The organism is uncultured Kriegella sp., assembly GCF_963975415.1.
Taxonomy (GTDB): Bacteria; Bacteroidota; Bacteroidia; order Flavobacteriales; family Flavobacteriaceae; genus Kriegella.
Genome location: NZ_CAXBGN010000004.1, coordinates 275496 through 297400, shown reverse-complemented (window position 1 = coordinate 297400; position 21905 = coordinate 275496). Strand labels below are relative to the sequence as shown.

Genomic DNA, 21905 nt, shown 5'->3' with positions numbered 1-21905 from the left:
CGGGAGGAGGTCGGTTTTACCTGCTACTTCTTAAGTTTGATCACATTATTTAAAATGATATTGGAGGTTTCGGCCGCATCAATCTTGTTATACTTAACGAGTTGGTCACCACTTCCCTTATAAACGCCATTGCTAAAACTACTGTCGGCAATGGCTTCTTCGATTTGCAGCAAAGATTCGCCATCGCCGATAATATTCATGGCATGAATGTTATTTATTTTCCCGGGTTTAGAATCATGACCATAGCCTTTACCGCCTATGAGCATGGCATTGTATCCACCGTTGAACATCACGCCGTCGATAAATACATTATTAATACTGGCCACATCGTTTGCGCGAATGGCAACCGCCCGTGTCGAACTTTTACAAACGATGTTGGTGATAAAAATTTGCTCGGTATCATCTTCCGGGCCGTGCCAAGTGCGGGAGGTGACCATGGTGGAATTGATATTGCCACCTTCGGGGTTTTCGGAATAGATGCCCAAGGTCGAAAGTGCAATAAAATCGTCTCCCGTAACGCCGGAAATATTGTCAATGCGAAAGTTTTTACAGCCGTGGCGTAGATCGATGCCATCTCTATTGGCAACGAATACTTCTTTTCCGTTCACGATTTGTTTTTCGGGACAGTCAAATCGGATATTGGAAATTTCGGCATTGCTGGTACGTTCAAAACTTACGGCCCAGGCATGCGGCTTTTCAATGGTTACATTTTTTAATTTAAACCCATCTACATAACCCATAAGGATCATGATATTGCGCCAGTCGCCTTTTTGCTTGATACCCTCTTTGCCCGTATCACTGCCATAACTCACGCGCCAGTTGCCCGCTTTTTTTTCGGTTTCAGGATCTAAGGTCAGTTGACGGTGCCCATCTCCTGTTGCCCTAGGGTTGGTCGCCCCTTTTAAATAAGCGTCACCAATGCCGATGATATGTATGTTGCGGTTCCACATGGGGTCGGTTATACCAAAACCTACATTCGAACTGCGGAACATATTGTCGCGGCAGTTATTTGATAATTGAAGGGTACAGTTATCAAGTAGAATGGTCATATTACTGGGCACTAAAATGGCACTATCCAATAGCCACAGATTCGTGCCATTGGCATTTCTTGCGGGAATTACGATTGAATTGGTGGTACCGTTGGCCGCATCGATGGCCGCTTGAATACGTTGTACATCGGTGCCCTCAAATTGATTGGGATTGATCTGTAAGGCATTATTGGTATGAACCTGCGCAGCACAACGGGGCATAAGTACAATTGACAATATAAGAAGGGCAGCGGTAAAAAAGGGTGTTGGGGTTGTTTTTTTAGGCATAGTAATATCAGATGGTTTAAAAAAATGTAGCTGTCATCATGGTTTTGAGTTCAGACTTTCTATGGTTTATGTTGTTAGTCAGCTATACCTTTGAGATAGGTTTCAGGGGTCATTATCGCTAAATCACTTTTTTTAAAATCTTTAATGTTCCTTGTCAGAATGATTTTAATTTTTCCATTTTCTACCGCGGCAAAGTTCTGCAATGCATCCTCAAAGTCTTTGAATTTTGAATTCAAGGCATTTAAAACAACGCTTTTATCCACTGCTGTGATGTCAATTATGGTCAAAAGCTGTTTTATTTTCTCAATGACCATATCGTGTTTGCCTATTTTACTTAAAAGATAATAAACGTTTGAGATGATTACAGGTGTTGTAAACCCGTGGATCTGCCCCGTTTCACACCGGTTGAGTACTTGGCTGGCATGGTCGGAAAAGGGCTCGCGGTCAAAGAAAAAATCCAATAGTACATCGGTATCGATTAATACATTGTCCATCACAAATATTTTTTATCCAGTCGTTTTCTAAGTTCTGCTTTATAATCCATTTTTCCGGATGTTTTAAAGGAGCCTTTTAGCGATTTTACGATGGGATTTAGATTTTTCGCTTTTTTCTTTTGTTCTTCAAGGGTTAATACTTTTAAATAGTTTTCGATAAGATCAGATAGGCTGCGATTTTTCTCTTTCGCATATTTTTTTGCTCTTTCGATAATCTCTTTTTCGATGGTCAATGTCAGCTTTGTATTCATAACCCGCAGTTTTTATAAAGATACTAAAAAAATACCAACACGTGTAATTTTATTTAATTTTATACGTATACTGATATTGGTTTAGTAGTGCCATTCGAACAGTAAAAAAACTAGTGTAAAAAGCAAGCCAAATGAATTTGGACTTGGTTTTTTGGGCATATTGGATTGAGTTGGATTACGTGATAATAAAATAGGAGTTGCTTTTGAGAACTGGCCTATTTAGTCATAGGATACAATGTTAAGGTGCGTTTTTTATTATTTCACTCCCATTGTCAATTAAACTACCCCAAAACTCAGAAATTCCGTTACAGTACCTTTGTATTTCTAATTTAATTCTCTCTAAATATTTACCTAATAAATTGCAAAAGAAAGCAAATTCGGTTAATCTGGCTGTTACTTTGGGATCCATCTTCTACACTATCAGTAAATGAGTCTATTTCAATTTCCTATAATTCACGATTTAATTTATTTATGTCGCGGTAAACTATTAGATGAATTCTGCAAAAATCAACTAATCGCCGGCTCAATTCGATATGGATAAAGCCTAGTTTTTCTGTAATATACCAACCATAACCTTTTGGTTGATTTTCTAACTCTTCTGGTGGAAATGCTAACCTGGTATAAATCGGCTGGTTATCGATTGTCTATATTTTTCTGTAAAATATTTAGGTACTTAAATTCTTCGTGGTCGAAAATATCAAGTTCATTTTTGGTTGATAGCCTTATTTGGTTTCTACATTTTAGAAGTCGGTCTATCATTGGTTGTATGTATGAATTACTGTGATTGACAAAATCATATAAATCCATACTTGAACTAGGAAGTTTATATCCTTTATTTGAACTTGCAAGGATAACACCATTATCTCTAAGTTTTGCAATAATCTTACTTCTGAAATAATGCATCGATATTTTATTCGGTTTTAATTGTTCAATTTGATTAATAAGCTCAAATGTAGTTACATAGGTTTCTGGATTTATATTTCTAAAATGAAATAATAAATATCTCAAACAAGTGCATTGATCAATTATATAAGGAACGTCTGATTTGTCAAATTTATCCAAGAACTGACTTGCCAAATTAACACCTAAATTTGATATAGTTGGGTCATAATTTGCGAAATCCTTACCAGGGTCATAAGCCATCGGCCTATAATCAGGTGGCCAAATTCTTATTTCAATTATTTTTTGTTTTAATGCCTTAAGCAATTCGTTTCTTCTTGGACTTAACTTTTTTGGCTCATAACATCTTGCAATTGTCCCCGTAACAAAATCTGACATTTGAACTATTAATTCGGATTTGCTATTAGAAAGACGAAATTCAGATTGCTGAAATAGACTTGGTATATGCCTTTTCCTCATGTACATGATAAAACTTTCTTTAAACTCTTTTCCACCGTGTTCATCCGCAACGACAAGTAAGTCAGGAAAAGTTTTAAAAAGCTCTCTATCCACAAGAGAATGAAGAAATTTATAGAATGAACCTTTATACTGAAACCCCTCACTTGTCAATTTCGTTTTATCAACTACAATTGAAAAAATATGGTAATCCAATGAGCTAAGTTCGGCAACAATTTTTAATCGCCTTGTATCGTTTGTCCCAACTTTAGATGATTTTATTTCACCCGTTTGAAAGTTGGTTTTTCGGATTTTTTCCAATTGCGTTTCTAAATTTTCAAGCTTTTCTTCTGAGACTATAATTGCTGATACGATAAAAGTTTCGCTTACACCTTCTTTTTCGAAATCAAGACCGTTGTTTCCAAATTCATCTATGTAAGCAATTTGATTCTTCATTCCGTTTTAATGTGCCATAACTTGGTTATTTGAATGTAAATGCCCCTATATGAATTATATACGGGCGAATAAAAGTGGGGAAGTCTACTATAATACTGTTTAAAAATACATTAAAAATTGTAATCTAAAAAGCCATTTTTTAGCGGCTGTATGTAAAGAACGAGAGGGGTATGCGCGACTACGCTGATAAGTCATAGTAATTTTTCCGCTACGTTTATTTGCCAATTTAGCTACGAGCGCGTCAACCTTAATTTTTCCATTCACTTTTTTATTGGCATAGTCTTTCATCATCCATGCTTTCCCGCAAATGGACATGGCCTAGATTTGTAAGACAAGCAAGGTTTACCAGCCTTCGGGGAGTGGGTCGAGTAACTGCACGATGGGTGATGGCAAGGGATCGCCCGGCAGTTTTCGTAGCGTATCGGCAAATTCACGTTCCTGAAATCCAAGCGCCGCATTCCAATATAACTGGGCAGCGCTTCCATTGCTGTGGGGCCGAATTTGCTTAAGAGGCCATTCTTTCTCGCCTAAGATATAGGGTGTCATATAGTCGACTGCGAGTTTTATACTGCGGCCTTCTAGACTGCGATAGGCAAAGAGGTCGTAGTCGAGATGGCGACCAAGCCGGGCAACAGTAACCAGGGCACGGGCATTGTAAATGCTGTAGTTCAGCGACCGAGTGCGGATGAGCTCCTGTGGTTGGCGGCCATCAATAAAGACTTGGGAAAATATGCGTGCAGGCATACCGTCAAGTTGTTTGCGCGCTAAATCGAAGTTTTCGCCATAAAGCGCATAAAGAATGAGTTGGGCATTATACCAAGAGCCATGGTTGTTCGGTTGCATCGACTCTTCGATACCTTCAGGGCTTTCCACCATCCAAGTGGCGAATTGGCTAAACCAACTTCGCAATGCGTTTGCTTCTTCTACTGTCCACCCTGGAAATGATTCCAGTAGAATCGCGCAATCGACAATCCATTCCATACGCCAGGCCTCTAAGACTCCCGATGGGCTATTATAATTGTGGCCACGACGTTTCTGGCCGAACTGCACATTGGGGTTCATCTTTGTCGCAGGATCCAGAAACCAAGCGCGAAGTTGCTGCACCGCACGTTCGGCGTAGCGCTCATCGCCGGTGAAATACCAAGCAGGAACAAGTGATGTGACCGCATCGCGCATTGCTTCAAGCCGCGAGACGTCGGAGGTATACCGATCGGGATTGGTCACCCCGTCACGCCAAATGTAAGGGCCATCTGCATTTTCGGGATCTGGCCACCAATAGGGGCTATAGCTATAGTAGTCGTGAGGGTCGCCGCTCGGCGGCAGGGCACCCTCGTCAACCACGTTGGCGATTGGTTGATCAAGTGCAGTATCGGCGTCTTCGACGATTTTTTTTAAGGCTGCAACTAAATCAGCATTGCCCGCCGCAAGTCCTGCCTTGACTCGGGGCAGTTGATTGCCTTGACCAAGTAACAAGGAGGGCGTGGCATTGGGTTCGCTGTCTTGGGCAAAAGCGAATGCCGTAACTAGCAGCAATGGAAATAACAGGAAAAGGTCGTGGAAACGTAGCTTAGGTAGTGCATTCATAAGGTAGAATTTTAATAACAAGTTTGAGTTAAAAATTTGGCGGTTTTTCCAAACACGAACAAACCTCTCGAAAAGCCTGTAATAGCTGTATTTTATTTGCGCTGTTGGTTGGTCGTTGCTGACTTGTTGGTGTTAATGTCTACAGGCACATTCGTGGTGTTCATTCAGATATTGAATCGATTCAGAGCATAGTTGTGCCAAGATTGGAATATCAATATCAGAAAGCTTTTTTACATAAATACATGCTTTTCCCATTTTGAATTTTCCAAAATCTTTCAATAAACGCTCGCTTTTAGCAGTTTGGGAGTAAACATACAATGAAAACTGTGCTTTACGTGGTGAAAACCCGAGCATAGGAGCATCTCCTTCATGTCCGCTAGCATATTTATAATGATAGCTGCCAAAACCTATAATAGTTGGTCCCCACATTTTCGGTTCAAACCCAGACCATTCACTTATCAATTCTATTAATTTATAGGTGTCAGCCTTTTTTTGGATATTGTCCACATATGATTCAACAAACTCAGTGACGTCGACTTCAGTTTCTGTTGTTTTATTCTTTGCCATTTCAGTATGGTGTTTTGTATTCATTTGAGGCTGCCATGGAATGTAATATAACTAAAAAATGGATCTTTATCTATCTTATTTAGAGGGACAAAACTGGGGAAGTCGATTTTATTCCGATTAAAAATACTTTAAATTCGTAAACTTAAAAGTTGCTGTTATTGTCCCGCTTTTTTAGGGTGCGAACCTTTGTTGTCTGCAGGCTTTTTCCTTTTTAATTCATAGATATAACAAGCTGCTGTGTCAAATATCCTTTCTTCCACAAATTCAAATCCTAGTCGCTTATAAAACCGATGGGCTTTACGATTTGATTTTAAAGGGTCGATAAGAATGCCATCGATAGCTTGATTTTGAAAGCATCTTTGAATGGCAAGGTTCATGATCGTTGTTCCGAAACCTTTATTGAGATTGTGTTCTTCTCCTATCCAAATGTCGATGGCTCGCTTGTTTTGCGCTACCGCTCCCCAATATTGGGTTTCTTCTAAAAATGGATCGATGATTTGAACAAATCCGATGGGCTTTCCGTCTAGTTCAGCTACTAATTGTTCGCGCCATTCAGGGTTTCGGCTGAGCTCTATTTCCCAATTCCATTCCGTATCGGGGTCGCAATCGATAACGTGCTGTTTTGTGTCCCAATATACTAGCAATTCAAGGTCGTTAAGAGTAGCGGGTCTTAAGTGTATCACAGCGCTATTTTTTTGTTTGTATTCCTTTGATTCTATGAATTTATTTTACAACTATATAACTCAAATACAGGGTCTAAAAGTGGGGAAGGCTACCTGTACGCCGATTAAAAATAAAGTAAAATTAATAATTTGAAAAGTTATTTTGTAAGATGGCTGAACCGCAAAACATATTTACGGAAGCGTAAAAGTGGTAGGTATGTGAAGCCTGTATTCTACGAGTGCGTTAGCAATTGAGCTGCCCACCCATTCCCCTTCGTTTTAAAAAACAAAACGGCTTTTAATGACCATTTTGTGTAAGTGTTAAAGAAAATAGGGCATATGCACCGATTGCCCGGGTGTTGCGGCATATCTTTTGTGTGAAGACCTAGCCTACCATAGGGGTTTCACTAACCAATTTCCAAATGCCCTCTTCATTTTTGATTAAGATGATCAATGAAGTAAACATTAGTTTGGTTCCTTTAAAAACAACTTTGGCACTTGCTGTATTTCCATTTAACGCGATTTCTTCAATGGTAACGGTTCTATTATCTCCGCCATACTCTTTGGACTTTATTTTTTCCAAATAGATATGCTTTGGCATAACGGAAACTTCGGTGCTTCCGAAAAGACGGTTTGATACGATGCGATAGTTGTCATCAAGATATTTTGCGAGTTCGGTGACATCATTGGTATCGCCCGCTTTGGCAAAAGCATGAATAGTCTTGGTTATTCCCAATTTATCGGGTGATTGTGCGTAACTTTTTAGCACTGAAAAAAGTACAATTGCGATTACTACGGTTAATTTTTTCATTTTTTGAATTTTAATGATTGTTAGAATTGATTTTAGATGTTACGGAATTTTGTTTAAGTGTAATTTTATATATGGTTACTTTTACTTTTAAAGTTTTATACGAACAGAAGTCCGCATCATGGAATGATGTTGATAGTCATCTTCAAGGCTATAGGCCAGCGTCATCCAATACGGTGTGCCGGCGGCAAGGTCTTTTTGATAAGTACAGGTTGAAGAAACGGCGACTGAAAATAAAATCGTGGTAACAGATTTAGCCTCAACACCCGAAACTTCTGAAACCAGTATTTTGTCGTCCAATGTTTTTATCGGCACATAATTTCCCGGCCCAATGGTAAAATGCTCAACCACTTCGGTTTCGTTTTGACGCACCCTGCCCATCAATAGATAGGCCCCGATGATTACATTAAATTCGTTAAACCCAATGGTCACCCAGCCGGTGGTGGGAGCGGTCATTTTAAACCGTATTTTGTCTTTTTCCCGATGCCATTGTACCTCCATTCCATTTTTTTTAATGGTGTGTAATTTTTCCTGTCCCATAAGCAGTATTGATACGTTTGCTAAAAGAAAAGTGAGTAGTAGCGTTCTCATAAAATTGTTTTTACTGCATCAATTATTGATATATCAATTTATGTGTCAAATTTTTTAACTCATGTTCTCTTGGATTCGTTTTAACAAGATGTTTAAAGTTTGTTGGTCTTTTTTTGAAAGGCCTTCGATACTCTTTTTTCTGTGTGCATGTACTATGGACATATTCGTCTGTACGAATGCTTCCCCCTTTTTAGATAGGTTGATATTGTATTGCCTTCTGTTTTCAGGAATAGGCAAACGATTTATCAAGTCTTTTTTTTGCAAGATGTCAAGCGTTCGGGTAATAGAGGCGGGGTCGCGCAAAGACTTTTCTGATAATTCTTTCTGTGAAATGCGATTACTTTCATGAATGATTTTTAGGAGGATCCATTGCTCAACGGTTACGTTTAAGCCCAGTCTATCGAACTCCCTTTGAGAATACTGTTTGGCAATCTTACTGGTTTTGTCGATTTGGAAAAGTAGGACTTCTTCAATCATTATTGATATATCAATAGTTGATATTGTAAATATAGTATTATTTTTTTAACTTCTGCATTATTCTAAAAAATTTAAATAAATGGTTGGGATAGGATTATAGGTAAGTATGGTGTGTTGGTGTAACAGAACTAAAGATTTGAGGTTCTAATAAACGTTTTCAAAATCGGCATTAATGAAGTTGTTCTCGAAAACCGAAACTAAAAATGCCCGCCAGAACAGGTCTGACGGGCATTGGTTTTATCGGCACAAAAAGTGCTTTTGAGGGTCTATTATTGACCCTATTACTATTTTAACGGTGAATCGTCTGGGTACGGTCTGGGCCTACCGATACAATCTTGATCGGCACTTCCAATTCTTTTTCGAGAAAATCAATATACGCATTTAATGAAGCCGGCAATTCGTCGGCGCTGCTCATTTGGGTAAGATCTTGTGCCCAACCGTCCATTTCGGTATACATTGGGCTTACGTTTTCCGCTTCGATATTGTAAGGCCAGTGTTTGATTTCCTCACCTTTGTATTTGTAAGCGGTACAGACCTTTATTTTTTCGAATCCGCTTAGAACATCACCTTTCATCATCATTAGTTCGGTGACCCCATTGATTTGTACGGCATATTTCAGTGCTACTAAGTCGAGCCAGCCACAACGCCTCGGGCGTCCGGTAGTCGCTCCGAATTCATTGCCTACACGCCCCATGGTTTCTCCATCTTCATCAAAAAGCTCCGTAGGGAAGGGGCCACTGCCCACACGGGTGGTATAGGCCTTGAAAATTCCTTTTACCGCCCCGATCTGATTCGGTGCAACACCCAAACCGGTACAAGCACCGGCGGCGGTGGTATTCGAAGAAGTTACAAAAGGGTAGGTGCCAAAATCAATATCCAACAAAGACCCTTGTGCGCCTTCGGCCAGTATTTTTTTACCTTCTTTTTGTGCCTTAAAGAGGTATTCTTCGCTATCGATAAAAACCAATTTCTTTAATGCCTCGATACCTGTGCAGAATTCCTTTTCCAATTCTTTAAGGTCATATTCAATATCAACATTGTAAAAGTCGATCATGGCCTCGTGCTTATCTGCCAAGGCTCTGTATTTTTCTTTCCAATCGTCAAGTTCAAGATCCCCGACACGCATTCCGTTTCTTCCGGTTTTATCCATGTAGGTGGGGCCTATTCCTTTTAGGGTAGATCCGATTTTGGCTTTTCCTTTGGCGGCTTCGGAAGCGGCATCCAACAAGCGATGTGTTGGCAATATCAAATGCGCCTTGCGTGAGATAAAAAGTTTAGACTTAATGTCAATATTGAACTTTGCCAGGGCATCGAGTTCTTTCTTGAAAATAACAGGATCGATAACCACCCCGTTACCCACGATGTTTATAGCATTTTTATGAAATATACCCGAGGGGATCGTATGTAATACGTGTTTGATACCATCGAATTCTAAGGTGTGCCCGGCATTGGGGCCTCCTTGAAAGCGGGCGATAATATCATAATCTTTGGTAAGTACATCAACAATTTTTCCTTTTCCTTCGTCGCCCCATTGGAGCCCTAACAATAAATCTACTGCCATGAATACGTATCTCTGGTTAGCTGTTTGTGTTTTCTTTTTGGTTTTTAGTACCGTAGAAGTAAAGTGAATGGGTATTGATCTTAATATCGAAAACCTCTTCAATGGTTTTCTTTATCGATTGAATTCGGGGGTCACAGAATTCCATAACCTCGCCCGTATCCGTTAAGATAACATGATCGTGTTGTCGGTCGAAATACGATTTCTCGTATTGTGCCTGATTTTTACCGAACTGATGTTTTCTGACCAGTTTGCATTCCAATAAAAGTTCAATGGTATTGTATAAAGTGGCTCGACTTACCCTATAGTTCTTGTTTTTCATATTGATATAGAGCGATTCTATATCGAAATGTTCTTCACTATCGTAAATTTCTTGTAGTATGGCGTAACGTTCGGGCGTTTTTCTATGCCCATTGTCCCCCAAAAAGGTGGTGAATACATTCTTTACGATTTCTTGGTTCTTATTCGAAGCCATAACTATAATTTCCTACGTCAATCAATTTACAAATGTACAGCTAAAATTTAAATTCTACTTACTTTATCGATCCCGTTGATTTCCTTTAAATTTCCGATCAATTGTTTCAATATTGAATTGTTTTTGACAACGACCGTAATCCTTCCTGTAAAAGTGCCCCCATCGGTACTAAAGTTTAGATTGCGCATGTTCACATGCATATCATCTGAAATAACCTCGGTAATGTCACTTATAAGTCCGAGGTTATCGATACCTGTCAGTTGAATATCAGCCCTGAATTCTTGTTGGGTCGAGTCTATCCATTTGGCACTGATGATGCGGTAGGCATAGTGCGCCTGCAAGGCTATCGCATTAGGGCAGTTTTTTTTATGCACCTTGATCCCATCGTTCACACTGATAAAGCCGAAGACTTCGTCACCGGGAATGGGGTTGCAGCAGGGTGACAGTTTATATTCCAGTTTTTCCTCTTCTTTACCAAAAACGAGTACATCATATTTAGAGGTAATCTCGTCTTTGTTTATATTTTCGGGAACCGGGTTGCGTCGTATTTTGTTCTTAAAGAAACTGATAAAGGCATTGCTATAGGAGGATGCAAAGTCTTTGATCATTTGGTTGTCAATCACCCCGATACCCACACGATAGAACAAGTCTAAACTGGTCTTGAGTTTAAAGAAGATCACCATTTTATTGATTACATCTTCGTTAAGCGTAATTTTTTGTGACTTCAGTTTTCTTCGTAGCGTTTCCTTGCCCTCTTGAGCGGTCGATTTTTTTTCTTCGCGCAACGAAGATTTTATTTTGGCCCTTGCTCTGGCCGTCGCTGCATAATCTAGCCAGTTCTGGTTGGGTTTGGCCTGGTCGGAAGTCATAATTTCGACTTGATCGCCGCTATTTAGAGTCGTGTTCAGTGGTACCAGTTTGCCATTCACTTTGGCGCCCCGCGTACGCATGCCCACTTCGGTATGAATGTTAAAGGCGAAATCAAGCGGCGTGGCACCTTTCGGCAGCGATTTAAGATCCCCTTTTGGTGTAAAAACAAAAATCTCTTTGGAATATAGGTTGAGCTTAAATTCCTCCACAAAATCAACGGCATTGGCATTGGAATTTTCCAAAGCCTCTTGTAGTCGATTGAGCCATACCTCGATGCCTTGTTCCTTTTGGTCGCCATGTTTATATTTAAAATGTGCGGCGTATCCTTTTTCCGCAATTTCATGCATTCGTTCACTGCGAATCTGTACTTCGACCCATCGGCCTTTCGGACCCATTACGGTGATATGCAATGCCTCGTATCCGGTAGATTTTGGTGATGAAATCCAATCGCGTAGACGCACGGGGTTGGGGGTAAAGTGGTCGGTGACGATGGAATAGATTTTCCATGCCAAAAACTTTTCATTCGCACGATCCGATTTATAAATGATCCGAATGGCAAACTTGTCGTAGATCTCGTCAAAGGTTACATTTTGGGCCTTCATCTTTCTGCGGATGGAAAAAATGGATTTCATCCTGCCTTTGATGTCGTAATTAAGCCCTTCCTTTTTCAATGACGCGTCGATCACTCCGGAAAACGCATCGATATAGGCTTGTTGTTCTTCCTTGGAATCTTCTATTTTGTCATAAATATCACGGTAAACGTTGGGCTCGGTATATTTAAGACTTAAATCTTCGAGTTCGGTCTTGATATTGTAGAGTCCGATGCGATGTGCCAGCGGTGCGTAGATATATAGCGTTTCCGACGCCATTTGCACCTGCTTGTGTTCGGGCATGGCATCCATCGTCAGCATGTTGTGGTAGCGATCGGCTATTTTAATAATGATGACCCGAACATCGTCATTCAAGGTCAATAGCATTTTTCTAAAGTTCTCCGCCTGTTGCGAGGTACTCATGTCCTTTTTCAGGTGGGCGATCTTGGTAAGTCCGTCGACGATACGGGCTACCGTTTCCCCGAACATACGGTCAATATCGTCTAAGGTGTATTCGGTATCCTCTACCACATCATGCAACAAGGCCGAGGCAATCGAAGTAGCATCGAGACCGATTTCTGAGGCTACTATTTTGGCGACCGCAATGGGGTGAAAGATATAAGCCTCCCCAGATTTTCGTCGTTGCTCTTTATGAGCGTCAAGTGCAACCTCAAAAGCCGCACGTATTAGTTTTTTATCGTCATCCGATAGGTTCTGATAACTGATGCGCAGCAGTTCTTTATATTGCTTGGCAATTTCTTTATTTTCCTTTTCTAGTGCAGCTTGAGTCATTGAATCTAAATTACCATATTACTTTCTAGTATACAACAAAAATTATGCCCGAAAGCACCAGAAAATCGGGTAGTTGTTGAATATCAAACTGATAGACTAAAAAAGTATAATTTCAACAAGCTTTTAATGTCTTATTCGACTTTTAGCTGATCAAATTTCGAATTCGAGCAATTAATGGAGGATGCGAATAATGCATAAACACATAGGCCGGATGCGGCGTAAGGTTGCTCAGACTATTTTTAGAAAGTTTTTTAAGGGAAGTAATCAGGGGCATACGGGCGAACGTCGTTTTGGCATAGTCGTCGGCCTGAAACTCAAACTTTCGTGACAAATAGTTCATAATAAGTCCCGTTACTTCGGAAATGGGGCTATATAAAATACCAAACCCGATCAGGGCGGCATGGAAACTTGGCAGTTCCACACCGATTGCCAGGGAAACCTCGGGCGTATTGATAAAAATTGATAAAATGAACAGTGTGAGCCCGGTCAACAAAATCGATGCGCTAAGGTTGAAAATAATATGCTTGCGTTTGTAATGCCCTACCTCATGGGCCAATACGGCAACGATTTCGTCTTCATCAAGGTCGTTGATCAAGGTGTCGTACAAGGTCACCCTTTTCTCTTTACCAAACCCTGAAAAATAGGCATTGGCCTTGGTCGAGCGTTTAGAGCCGTCGATGACGAAAATATTTTTTAAATCGAAACCGACTTTCTGGGCGTAAGCTTCTATTTTTTGTTTTAGGGAGCCCTCTTCCAACGGATGTTGTTTGTTGAAGAGTGGTACGATCAACTTGCTATAAAATAAGTTCATAAAAACGGTAAAGGCTGCTATAAGCGCCCAGGCATACACCCAAAAATTGGAGCCGGCCCACTGAAAGAACCATATAACAAGGGCTAACATGCCCCCGCCTAGAATGCTCATCATTAGCCAACCTTTTAGCTTGTCGAGAAAGAAAGTTTCCTTGGTAGTCTTGTTAAAGCCGAATTTTTCCTCAATAACAAAAGTACCATAATATGAGAATGGAGTAGTGATGATGTCACTTCCGATCATGATGATGCCAAAGAAAATCAAAGCGATTAGAATGACGTTATCGGTAATACTTCTGGCTATCGAATCGATCCACTCAAAACCTCCAAAAATAAGAAAACCAAGGGTTAAAAGCAGTGAGAAGGTAGAGGTGACAAGCCCAAATCGATAATTGGTCTTCTTATAACTTTGCGATTTTTGGTATTCTTCGGAATCAAAGACATCATTGAGCTCCTCAGGAACGGGATCATCATAATGGCGTGCATTAAAATGGTCTAGAACGGTCTCCAGTAAAAATTGGGCGATCAAAATGCCGATGATAATATAAAATAAGGTGTTGTGGTCCATTAAGAAGTTTTAAAATTTGTGGTGGCGTTCATGGAGACTTTTAATCAATGTTCACTGTCAATTTTCATCTTTAACTTTTAAAAGCCAATGCCTCTTATTTGAAATCACGTTGTCGTTTCGCCTCAAAGATAAGTATTGCAGCCGATACCGACACATTCATAGAGTCTATCTCGCCCAACATCGGTATAATAATATTTTTTGTAGCATTCTGCAACCATTCCTCGGAAAGTCCTGTGGCCTCCGTACCCACAACAATAGCGGCACTCTGTTTGAAATCGATTTGGGTATATCTTTCAGATGCTGTTAAGGCTGCACAGTAAATGGCCACATTATTTTCCTTGAGAAAGGAAATAATTTCCGAGGTGCTGCCCATGGCGATCTTGGTAGTAAAGACGCATCCAACACTAGATCGAATAATGTTAGGGTTGTAAAGGTCTCCTTTGGCATTGGCGATAATGATCGCATCGAGATTCGCAGCATCGGCAGTGCGTAACAAAGCACCGATATTTCCGGGCTTTTCAGGCGCTTCCGCCACTAAGATAAGTGGATTCTTATTCTTAAAGTCAAGCGCACTTAAGGCATGTGGTTCCGATTTGGCAATGGCCAAAATACCTTCGGTGGTCGCTCGATGCGCAATTTTCTGATAAATCAGTTTTGAAATGGCTATCACCTCTAAAGTAGCTTTACCGTTCAGTAGCTCTCCTACCTCGAATTCTTTGATTATTTCAGGACAGAAAACCAAGGTTTGAATTTGGTAATCGGCTTTCAGGGCCATTTGAAGCTCTCGGGCTCCCTCTAAAATAAATAATCCCAATTTCTTACGTTCCCGTGACTTTTCTTTAAGTAACAGTATTTTTTTGACCAAAGGGTTTTGGGCACTACTAATATGTTTAATTTCGTTCATCGATGCAAAAATAGCGCAATGAACTCGTTTAATATGTAAATTATATCAAAAGCAAGCGACCTATTGCTAAATCTAAAAACAAAAACATGAAATATCAATTAGCCCTTATTCTTTTCGTCGTATTCTTCTCTTCTTGCAAAGAAAGGTCCAAGGAAGTGAATTCAGATGTCAAAGAAATGCCCGAAGTGCAGGTCGTTAACAAAGCAACCAATTATCCAGAAGCTTTGAACAAGGTGTTCGATGCCCATGGAGGACTTCAAAATTGGAGAAGTAAAAAAACGTTGGAGTTTGATATTCCAAAGCCTGATGCCCGGGAACGACATATTGTTGATTTATATTCAAGAAAAGATAAAATTGTGCTCCCCAACGTAACTTTGGGTTATGATGGTGAAAATGTATGGTTGTTGGATGAAGACAAAAATTATAAGGGCAATGCCGAGCTGTACCATAACTTGATGTTCTACTTCTTTACAATGCCCTACGTGTTTGCCGATGACAACATCAATTACAAAAAAGCGGAAGATTTAGAGTTTGAGGGAAAATCATACCCAGGCGTGCACATCAGTTATAACGATGGGGTAGGGGCTTCTTCGAAAGATGAGTACTACCTTCATTATGACCCCGAAACGTATCAAATGGCATGGTTGGGATACACGTTCACCTATGGATCTGACGAACCTTCCGATGATGTACGTTGGATTCGATACGATAATTGGATGCCCGTTTCAAACGTAGTACTACCGAAATCAATAACCTGGTATGCTTACGAAGGAAGGGAAATAAAAGCACCGAAACGTACCGTTTCATTTGAAAATGTGACAGTAGGCGAAATGGCTAAGCCTGATGGTTTTTTTGAGAAACCTGAAAAAGCGGAGATAGTAAAGGGGAAAGGTTAAAAATGACCTAATCTGGGTCGCAAGCCGCTTTTTTTTGTTTAAATTTAAGATCATCTTTGCAATATGGAAGTATTATTATTTGGTATAGCCAAAGACATTGTCGGGAAATCTGAAATCCGGTTTTCCGAAGCCGATACGGTACCCGGTTCGGTGGGGGACCTCAAGCGAATTTTGGCGGAGTCTTATCCTGAATTCGGTAAGCTTTCTTCTCTAGCGGTGGCCGTGAATAGCGAGTATGCCGCCGATAGTGTGTTTTTGACAAAGAATGATGAAATTGCAATAATTCCACCTGTAAGCGGAGGTTAATGGAGAAACTGACAATAGAAATAGTAGATAATATCGAAACGGCGAGCGTTTTCAATGAGCTCTCCCACCCGCAAAGTGGAGGTATCTGTGTTTTTGTGGGTTCTGTTCGTGAGTTTACCGATAATGAAGAAGTAGTGGCTTTGGAATTCGAGACCTATAAGAATATGGCACTGAAGGAAATGGAAAAAATTGCTTTGGAAGCCTTGGAGAAGTGGACACTTAATAAGGTAGTTATACGGCATGCCGTGGGAACCAAAAAGGTTGAAGAACCTGTAGTCGTCGTAGGGGCTTCTTCGGCACATCGAACCGCATGTTTTGAAGCCAGTCGATTTTTAATCGATACCTTAAAAGAGAAAGTGCCGATCTGGAAAAAGGAAATTTTTAAAAATAAATCGGTTTGGGTTTCCGCACATCCTTGAATCAAAGGTTGGCCACTGCTCTTTATCATAATTCCTGAGCAAAAGCTTGGTTTTGAACCTAGGGAAGTTGAACTTGAAAGTATATGTTGATAGATAATCACAATAGAAAAATAAACTACCTGCGATTGGCGGTGACCGATCGTTGCAACCTGCGCTGCAATTATTGTATGCCTGCGGAAGGCGCCGATTTTGCCAAGAACGACAAGCTGTTTACGATTGATGAATTGTCGCGATTAAGTGAAATACTGGTTGCTCAGGGCATCGATAAAATTAGAATTACGGGTGGCGAGCCTTTTGTACGTAAAGATTTGATGGTGTTGCTACGCAAACTAGCAAAGCTGGATGGGCTGAACGATATTTCGGTTACGACCAATGCCACGGTCATCGGTCCGTATATCGATGAGTTGAAAGAATTGGGCATATTGAACATCAATGTCAGTATGGATGCCATAAATCGGGAAACATTTGAAAGAATTACCCGTCGCGATCAATACGATACGGTACACGACAATATTTTACGTTTGATTACCGAAGGGTTTAATGTCCGTATCAATTTTATTGCTTTGGAAGGGCAGAATACCGAAGACATCATTCCTATGTTGGAACTGACCCGACATTTCGATGTATCGGTCCGATTTCTTGAAGAAATGCCTTTTAATGGCGGTTCTAAAACTTTTGAAAAAATAGCTTGGGATTATAAACGTATTTTAGCATTTGTACGGGAGGCCTATCCCGATTATTATAAATTGGATTCACCCGAAACTTCAACCTCAGTAAATTATAAAATTCCTGGTTTTAAAGGATCTTTTGGAGTGATCCCTTCCTTTAGTCGCACTTTTTGCGGTAGCTGCAATCGGCTTCGAATTTCGGCTACAGGCGATGTGATCACTTGTCTGTACGCCAAACCCAGTATGAACCTTCGGGAAATTCTGCGCTCGGAAAACGCTGAGAAAAACGTAAAAGAACAAATTTTAAAAGCCGTAGGAAACCGGTCTAAAACCGGATTCGAGGCGCAACAAAAATACAAAGGTGTTTTTAGTAATTCAATGACTTCAATTGGCGGATAAATGGACAGAACACTTTCACATATAGATGCATCGGGTAATGCTGAGATGGTTGATGTTTCCCATAAAAATATCACGGTACGTACGGCCATGGCCTCGGGAAAGGTCATTTTTCCGCAAGACGTATTCGATACGCTGGCGGCCCAAGATTTTTTGGGTAAAAAGGGAAGTATTCTTCAAACTGCGATTATAGCAGGTATTCAAGCCGTAAAAAAAACTTCGGAATTGATACCCTTGTGCCATCAATTAAGTCTTTCGAAAGTTGACATTGATATCAAACCTATGGGGAATATGTTGTCGATTAGCTGCCTGGTAAAATGCAATGAGCGCACCGGGGTTGAAATGGAGGCTTTAACAGGGGTTTCGGTAAGCGCATTGACCATTTATGATATGTGCAAGGCGCTTTCGCATGATATTAAAATATCTGAAATTCAATTGGAACAAAAAACAGGAGGAAAACATGATTTTGGGAGGTAAGATATACGGCTTGGTACTGTCGGGTGGAAAGAGTACCCGTATGGGAACCGATAAAGGGCTAATAACATATCACGGAATGCCGCAACGCGAATACCTGTATCAGTTGTTGGATAGGGTCTGTGATCAAACTTTTATCAGTTTACGTAAAGAACAAGAATCGGAAGTACCTTTCGGTTTTGCTACCATTGCCGATGAAGATAAATACAGAGGGCCTTATAATGGCTTATTGTCCGCACATAGCAGGTATCCCGAGGTTGCCTGGTTGGTATTGGCCTGTGACCTGCCTTTGATTGACTTACTTGCGTTGCAACAATTGATTGCCGCGCGTGACCCTAACGCCGTAGCAACCGCTTTTGCGCAAAAAGACGACCCGTTACCAGAGCCCTTGTGTGCCATTTGGGAAGCGAAAGCGCTAGAAGAATCCGTGCGTTATTTGAATGAAGGTAACGGCACATGTCCACGTAAATTTTTGATCAACAATGACCATGTCAAACTGGTTTTTCCAGAAAATGAAAGTGTATTGCTGAATGCCAATTCAGAAGAAGAATACAAAGCTGCACTGCTCAAGTTGGCTACATCATGAATCATGAACGTTACATCAGACAGACTGTTTTAGACGGTTTTGGTGATGAGGCGCAACGCAAGCTTTCGTTGGCCAAGGTGTTGGTTGTAGGTGCAGGTGGGCTGGGTGTACCCGTACTAACCTATCTCAACGCCATGGGCATAGGTACTTTAGGTATCGTTGATAACGATGTGGTGGCCCTTACCAATTTACAGCGTCAAGTACTTTATAGTGAAAAAGATATCGGATTTCACAAAGTGACCGTAGCGATTGAAAAATTACGGCAACAGAATTCTGAGACCACTTTGAAAGGGCATACAACTTATTTGAGTCGAGAAAATGCGCTTGATATTCTGGCCGATTACGATATGGTGGTCGATGCCTCAGACAATTTTCCGACACGTTATTTGATTAACGACGCTTGTGTTATACTTGATAAACCTTTTGTATATGGGGCGTTACATAGTTTCGAGGGGCAAGTAAGCGTTTTTAATTATAAAGGCGGGCCTAGTTACCGCTGTCTTTTTCCAAAAATGCCCCAAGCTAATGAAGTCCCTGACTGCAATGAAAACGGGGTATTGGGGATTATTCCCGGAATTATCGGAAATTTTCAGGCCCTGGAAGTGATAAAGATGATTACGGAGGTGGGAGCGGTGTTGTCAGGAGAACTCTTGTTATTCGATGGTTTGTCACAAAACTCAAGAAAAATTAAGTTTCCCGTTGTCCCGGAAAATTTAGATATCAAGGCTCTCAATCCCAGTTATGATTTTGAATGCTCAGTTGTTGAATCGACTATATCATCCGAAGCATTTTTGAACTTGCTGCACACTGATGATATTCAGGTGATAGATGTTAGGACTTCAAAAGAATTCAATCGGGTTCATCTTGAGGAGTCGTGTAATATACCCCTATCGGTTATAGATGAATCTTTTGAAAAAATAGCCTTTGATAAACCGATTTATGTGATTTGTCAATCGGGAATTCGCAGTAAAAAAGCAATTTCAAAACTTCGAGAAATAAGACCGAACGCCACCCTGATCAATGTTAAAGGAGGTATGAACAATTTAAATGTCCAAACTGTTGGAAATTGAAACACTCATCGTATTGTGTCTCGGCTTTTTTATTGTGGCCACACTATATTCGTCGGTAGGTTTCGGGGGCGGATCCAGTTATTTGGCCCTTTTATCTCTTTTTATCGCCAGTTTTTTTGCCATACGGTCTATTGCCCTTGTATGCAATTTGGTAGTGGTTTCAGGTAGCACTTATTTATATTTTAAACATGGCCACGCCAAGTTGCGTGATTTTCTTCCCTTTGTATTGACCAGTATACCTATGGCTTTTTTGGGAGCTTCGTTTCGATTGAAAGAGGAAGTGTTTTTTATTATTTTGGGATGTTCTCTAATTATTTCAGCAGTGTTACTTGCTTGGCAGACGTACATTGGTATTTCTGCTTCGGAAAATATTAAGATCTACCCGAAATATTTTAGTTATGTGATTGGTGCTGCAATCGGCCTCTTGTCCGGAGTAGTCGGTATTGGAGGAGGTATCTTTTTGGCCCCGGTGTTAAATCACATGAAATGGGCAAAATCGATTAAAATAGCGGCCTTGGCCAGCTTTTTTATTTTGGTAAATTCCATTTCCGGTCTCGGTGGATTAGTTACCGCCCATACTTTGGAGTTACCGCTAAAAGAGACCTTGGTACTGGTAGGAGCGGTACTCCTCGGTGGGCAGGTAGGTATTCGCGTAAGTTTAAAACGATTATCGCCCAATGGTATTAAACGAATAACAGCTTTGCTTGTATTTGTTGTCGGTATTCGGGTATTGTTAGTAAATGGTTTAGGATTGTTATGATAGATTTTGACGAAGCTTATAAAAAAGTATTGCAGCATACGTTCGATTTGGGAGTTGAAACGGTGGCATTGACGGAAAGTACCGGGAGGGTACTGGCCGAAGATATCAAGGCCGATCGAGATTTTCCACCTTTTGACCGGTCTACGAAAGACGGTATAGCACTGAATTATGAGGCGGTTGAAAAGGGAACAATGACTTTTGACGTGCAAGGGGTGTTGAGTGCCGGTATGGCACAACAAACACTACCCCACGGACCGAATTGCTACGAAATAATGACTGGTGCCGTAGTGCCCAACGATGCCGATACCGTAGTTATGTATGAAGAGGTAGCCTTAGAAAATGGTACCGCCACGATTTCAAAACAGCCGCGAAAGGGACAGAATATTCATGTCAAAGGAAATGACGAGAAATTTGGGGCTATACTTTTAAAGAAAGGCAAACGTATTTCAGCGGCCGATATCGGAGTATTGGCATCTGTAGGAAAAGCCGAGGTAGAGGTCAAAAGAAACCCGAAGATTTGTGTGATTTCTACAGGGAATGAACTTGTGGAAGTTTCAGAAACGCCCTTACCCCATCAAATACGAAAATCGAACACGCTTTCTTTGGCTGCTGCACTGTCTAACGAAAACATACAGGCCACAAGCCTACATTTTTTAGATGACCGCGAAATTATTGAAAAAGAACTCAAGAAAGCCTTGAAGCATTATGATGTTCTATTGTTGAGTGGAGGGGTTTCAAAAGGAAAATTCGATTTTATTCCGGAAGCCATGGAGGGCCTCGGCGTACGGAAAGTTTTTCATAAGGTGTGGCAACGACCGGGTAAGCCTTTTTGGTTTGGTGTTCAAAAGGAATTTAAAACGGTGGTGTTTTCTTTTCCAGGCAACCCAGTTTCCACTTTTGCGAACTACCATGTGTATTTTCTACCATGGCTATCCAAAGCCATGGAGTTGCCAGCGGTCGAGCATCAGGTAATTTTAGATGAATCGATACAAGTCGATCCCCCGTTTGTCCGTTTTGTACAGGTTACCGTACATTGGGAGCGGGCATGTTTACGTGCCCGGCCCCTAAAAGATGGAGGTTCGGGCGACTTGACCAGTTTATCAAAATCGGCGGGATTTGTATTGCTTCGACCAAAGGCAAAAGCCTATGAAAAAGGTGAATTGGTGACTTTTATTCCCACTCGACATATAGTTTAAATACGTGACTTTTGTTTAAGTCGGGTACA

The 21905-nt window shown here is 40.7% G+C and carries 24 protein-coding genes; 9 read left to right on the top strand and 15 right to left on the bottom strand.

Features of this window, described 5'->3' with window-relative positions; translation table 11 throughout:
- Window positions 1-23 precede the first annotated feature (23 nt).
- The 15 genes from AACZ88_RS10920 to AACZ88_RS10850 all read right to left on the bottom strand — a co-directional run bounded on the left by AACZ88_RS10920 (window position 24) and on the right by AACZ88_RS10850 (window position 15105).
- Window positions 24-1316 carry a glycosyl hydrolase family 28 protein gene (locus AACZ88_RS10920; protein WP_339709866.1) on the bottom strand — a complete coding sequence of 431 codons (1293 nt, stop codon included), beginning with the start codon at window positions 1314-1316 and terminating at the stop codon, window positions 24-26.
- Between the two features lie 74 nt (window positions 1317-1390).
- Complete coding sequence (locus tag AACZ88_RS10915; RefSeq protein WP_339709863.1) at window positions 1391-1810, bottom strand: PIN domain-containing protein; 420 nt, start codon at window positions 1808-1810, stop codon at window positions 1391-1393.
- Window positions 1810-2061, bottom strand: coding sequence for a DUF6364 family protein (locus AACZ88_RS10910; RefSeq protein WP_339709860.1), 252 nt, complete (start codon window positions 2059-2061; stop codon window positions 1810-1812). Before AACZ88_RS10910 ends, AACZ88_RS10915 begins: the two co-directional genes overlap by 1 nt.
- A 633-nt stretch (window positions 2062-2694) precedes the next feature.
- Entirely contained in the window at window positions 2695-3852 is a 1158-nt protein-coding gene (locus AACZ88_RS10905; RefSeq protein WP_339709857.1) for a DUF3800 domain-containing protein, read from the bottom strand.
- A 342-nt stretch (window positions 3853-4194) separates the two neighbouring features.
- Window positions 4195-5436, bottom strand: a complete 1242-nt coding sequence (locus AACZ88_RS10900; protein WP_339709854.1) for an alginate lyase family protein — start codon at window positions 5434-5436, stop codon at window positions 4195-4197.
- Window positions 5437-5568: 132 nt separating this feature from the next.
- The gene (locus tag AACZ88_RS10895) at window positions 5569-6003 is read right to left on the bottom strand and encodes a DUF1801 domain-containing protein (RefSeq protein WP_339709851.1); all 435 of its coding nucleotides are present in this window, start codon (window positions 6001-6003) and stop codon (window positions 5569-5571) included.
- Between the two features lie 155 nt (window positions 6004-6158).
- Window positions 6159-6686 (bottom strand): GNAT family N-acetyltransferase, encoded by a 528-nt coding sequence (locus AACZ88_RS10890; protein ID WP_339709848.1) that lies wholly within the window; start codon window positions 6684-6686, stop codon window positions 6159-6161.
- A 364-nt stretch (window positions 6687-7050) separates the two neighbouring features.
- Complete coding sequence (locus AACZ88_RS10885) at window positions 7051-7476, bottom strand: nuclear transport factor 2 family protein (protein WP_339709845.1); 426 nt, start codon at window positions 7474-7476, stop codon at window positions 7051-7053.
- An 87-nt stretch (window positions 7477-7563) separates the two neighbouring features.
- Window positions 7564-8064 (bottom strand): DOMON domain-containing protein, encoded by a 501-nt coding sequence (locus AACZ88_RS10880; RefSeq protein ID WP_339709842.1) that lies wholly within the window; start codon window positions 8062-8064, stop codon window positions 7564-7566.
- A 54-nt stretch (window positions 8065-8118) separates the two neighbouring features.
- Complete coding sequence (locus AACZ88_RS10875; RefSeq protein WP_339709839.1) at window positions 8119-8541, bottom strand: MarR family transcriptional regulator; 423 nt, start codon at window positions 8539-8541, stop codon at window positions 8119-8121.
- Window positions 8542-8830: 289 nt separating this feature from the next.
- The gene (locus tag AACZ88_RS10870; RefSeq protein ID WP_339709837.1) at window positions 8831-10102 is read right to left on the bottom strand and encodes an adenylosuccinate synthase; all 1272 of its coding nucleotides are present in this window, start codon (window positions 10100-10102) and stop codon (window positions 8831-8833) included.
- 16 nt (window positions 10103-10118) lie between these two features.
- Window positions 10119-10574 (bottom strand): transcriptional repressor, encoded by a 456-nt coding sequence (locus AACZ88_RS10865; RefSeq protein WP_339709835.1) that lies wholly within the window; start codon window positions 10572-10574, stop codon window positions 10119-10121.
- Between the two features lie 47 nt (window positions 10575-10621).
- Complete coding sequence (locus tag AACZ88_RS10860; RefSeq protein ID WP_339709832.1) at window positions 10622-12826, bottom strand: RelA/SpoT family protein; 2205 nt, start codon at window positions 12824-12826, stop codon at window positions 10622-10624.
- A gap of 142 nt (window positions 12827-12968) precedes the next feature.
- Window positions 12969-14201: a M48 family metallopeptidase gene (locus AACZ88_RS10855; protein WP_339709829.1), complete on the bottom strand. Its 1233-nt coding sequence runs from the start codon at window positions 14199-14201 to the stop codon at window positions 12969-12971.
- A gap of 94 nt (window positions 14202-14295) precedes the next feature.
- A complete protein-coding gene (locus AACZ88_RS10850; protein ID WP_339709826.1) occupies window positions 14296-15105 on the bottom strand; it encodes an RNA methyltransferase in 810 nt (269 codons plus the stop codon).
- Between the two features lie 86 nt (window positions 15106-15191).
- Here AACZ88_RS10850 and AACZ88_RS10845 point away from each other — a divergent pair, with 86 nt between their 5' ends.
- The 9 genes from AACZ88_RS10845 to AACZ88_RS10805 all read left to right on the top strand — a co-directional run bounded on the left by AACZ88_RS10845 (window position 15192) and on the right by AACZ88_RS10805 (window position 21876).
- The gene (locus tag AACZ88_RS10845) at window positions 15192-16001 is read left to right on the top strand and encodes a DUF6503 family protein (RefSeq protein WP_339709824.1); all 810 of its coding nucleotides are present in this window, start codon (window positions 15192-15194) and stop codon (window positions 15999-16001) included.
- Between the two features lie 63 nt (window positions 16002-16064).
- A complete protein-coding gene (locus AACZ88_RS10840) occupies window positions 16065-16307 on the top strand; it encodes a MoaD/ThiS family protein (protein ID WP_339709820.1) in 243 nt (80 codons plus the stop codon).
- Window positions 16307-16726 (top strand): molybdenum cofactor biosynthesis protein MoaE, encoded by a 420-nt coding sequence (locus AACZ88_RS10835; protein ID WP_339709817.1) that lies wholly within the window; start codon window positions 16307-16309, stop codon window positions 16724-16726. Before AACZ88_RS10840 ends, AACZ88_RS10835 begins: the two co-directional genes overlap by 1 nt.
- An 83-nt stretch (window positions 16727-16809) precedes the next feature.
- Window positions 16810-17793, top strand: a complete 984-nt coding sequence (gene moaA / locus AACZ88_RS10830; protein ID WP_339709814.1) for a GTP 3',8-cyclase MoaA — start codon at window positions 16810-16812, stop codon at window positions 17791-17793.
- A complete protein-coding gene (moaC, locus tag AACZ88_RS10825; RefSeq protein WP_339709811.1) occupies window positions 17794-18267 on the top strand; it encodes a cyclic pyranopterin monophosphate synthase MoaC in 474 nt (157 codons plus the stop codon). It begins immediately after the preceding gene.
- Window positions 18200-18850: an NTP transferase domain-containing protein gene (locus AACZ88_RS10820; protein ID WP_339709808.1), complete on the top strand. Its 651-nt coding sequence runs from the start codon at window positions 18200-18202 to the stop codon at window positions 18848-18850. The genes moaC and AACZ88_RS10820 overlap by 68 nt, the downstream gene beginning before the upstream one ends.
- Window positions 18847-19920, top strand: a complete 1074-nt coding sequence (locus AACZ88_RS10815) for a HesA/MoeB/ThiF family protein (protein WP_339709805.1) — start codon at window positions 18847-18849, stop codon at window positions 19918-19920. The genes AACZ88_RS10820 and AACZ88_RS10815 overlap by 4 nt, the downstream gene beginning before the upstream one ends.
- Window positions 19898-20680, top strand: a complete 783-nt coding sequence (locus AACZ88_RS10810; RefSeq protein WP_339709802.1) for a sulfite exporter TauE/SafE family protein — start codon at window positions 19898-19900, stop codon at window positions 20678-20680. The genes AACZ88_RS10815 and AACZ88_RS10810 overlap by 23 nt, the downstream gene beginning before the upstream one ends.
- Window positions 20677-21876, top strand: coding sequence for a molybdopterin molybdotransferase MoeA (locus AACZ88_RS10805; RefSeq protein WP_339709800.1), 1200 nt, complete (start codon window positions 20677-20679; stop codon window positions 21874-21876). The genes AACZ88_RS10810 and AACZ88_RS10805 overlap by 4 nt, the downstream gene beginning before the upstream one ends.
- The last annotated feature ends 29 nt before the right edge of the window (window positions 21877-21905 follow it).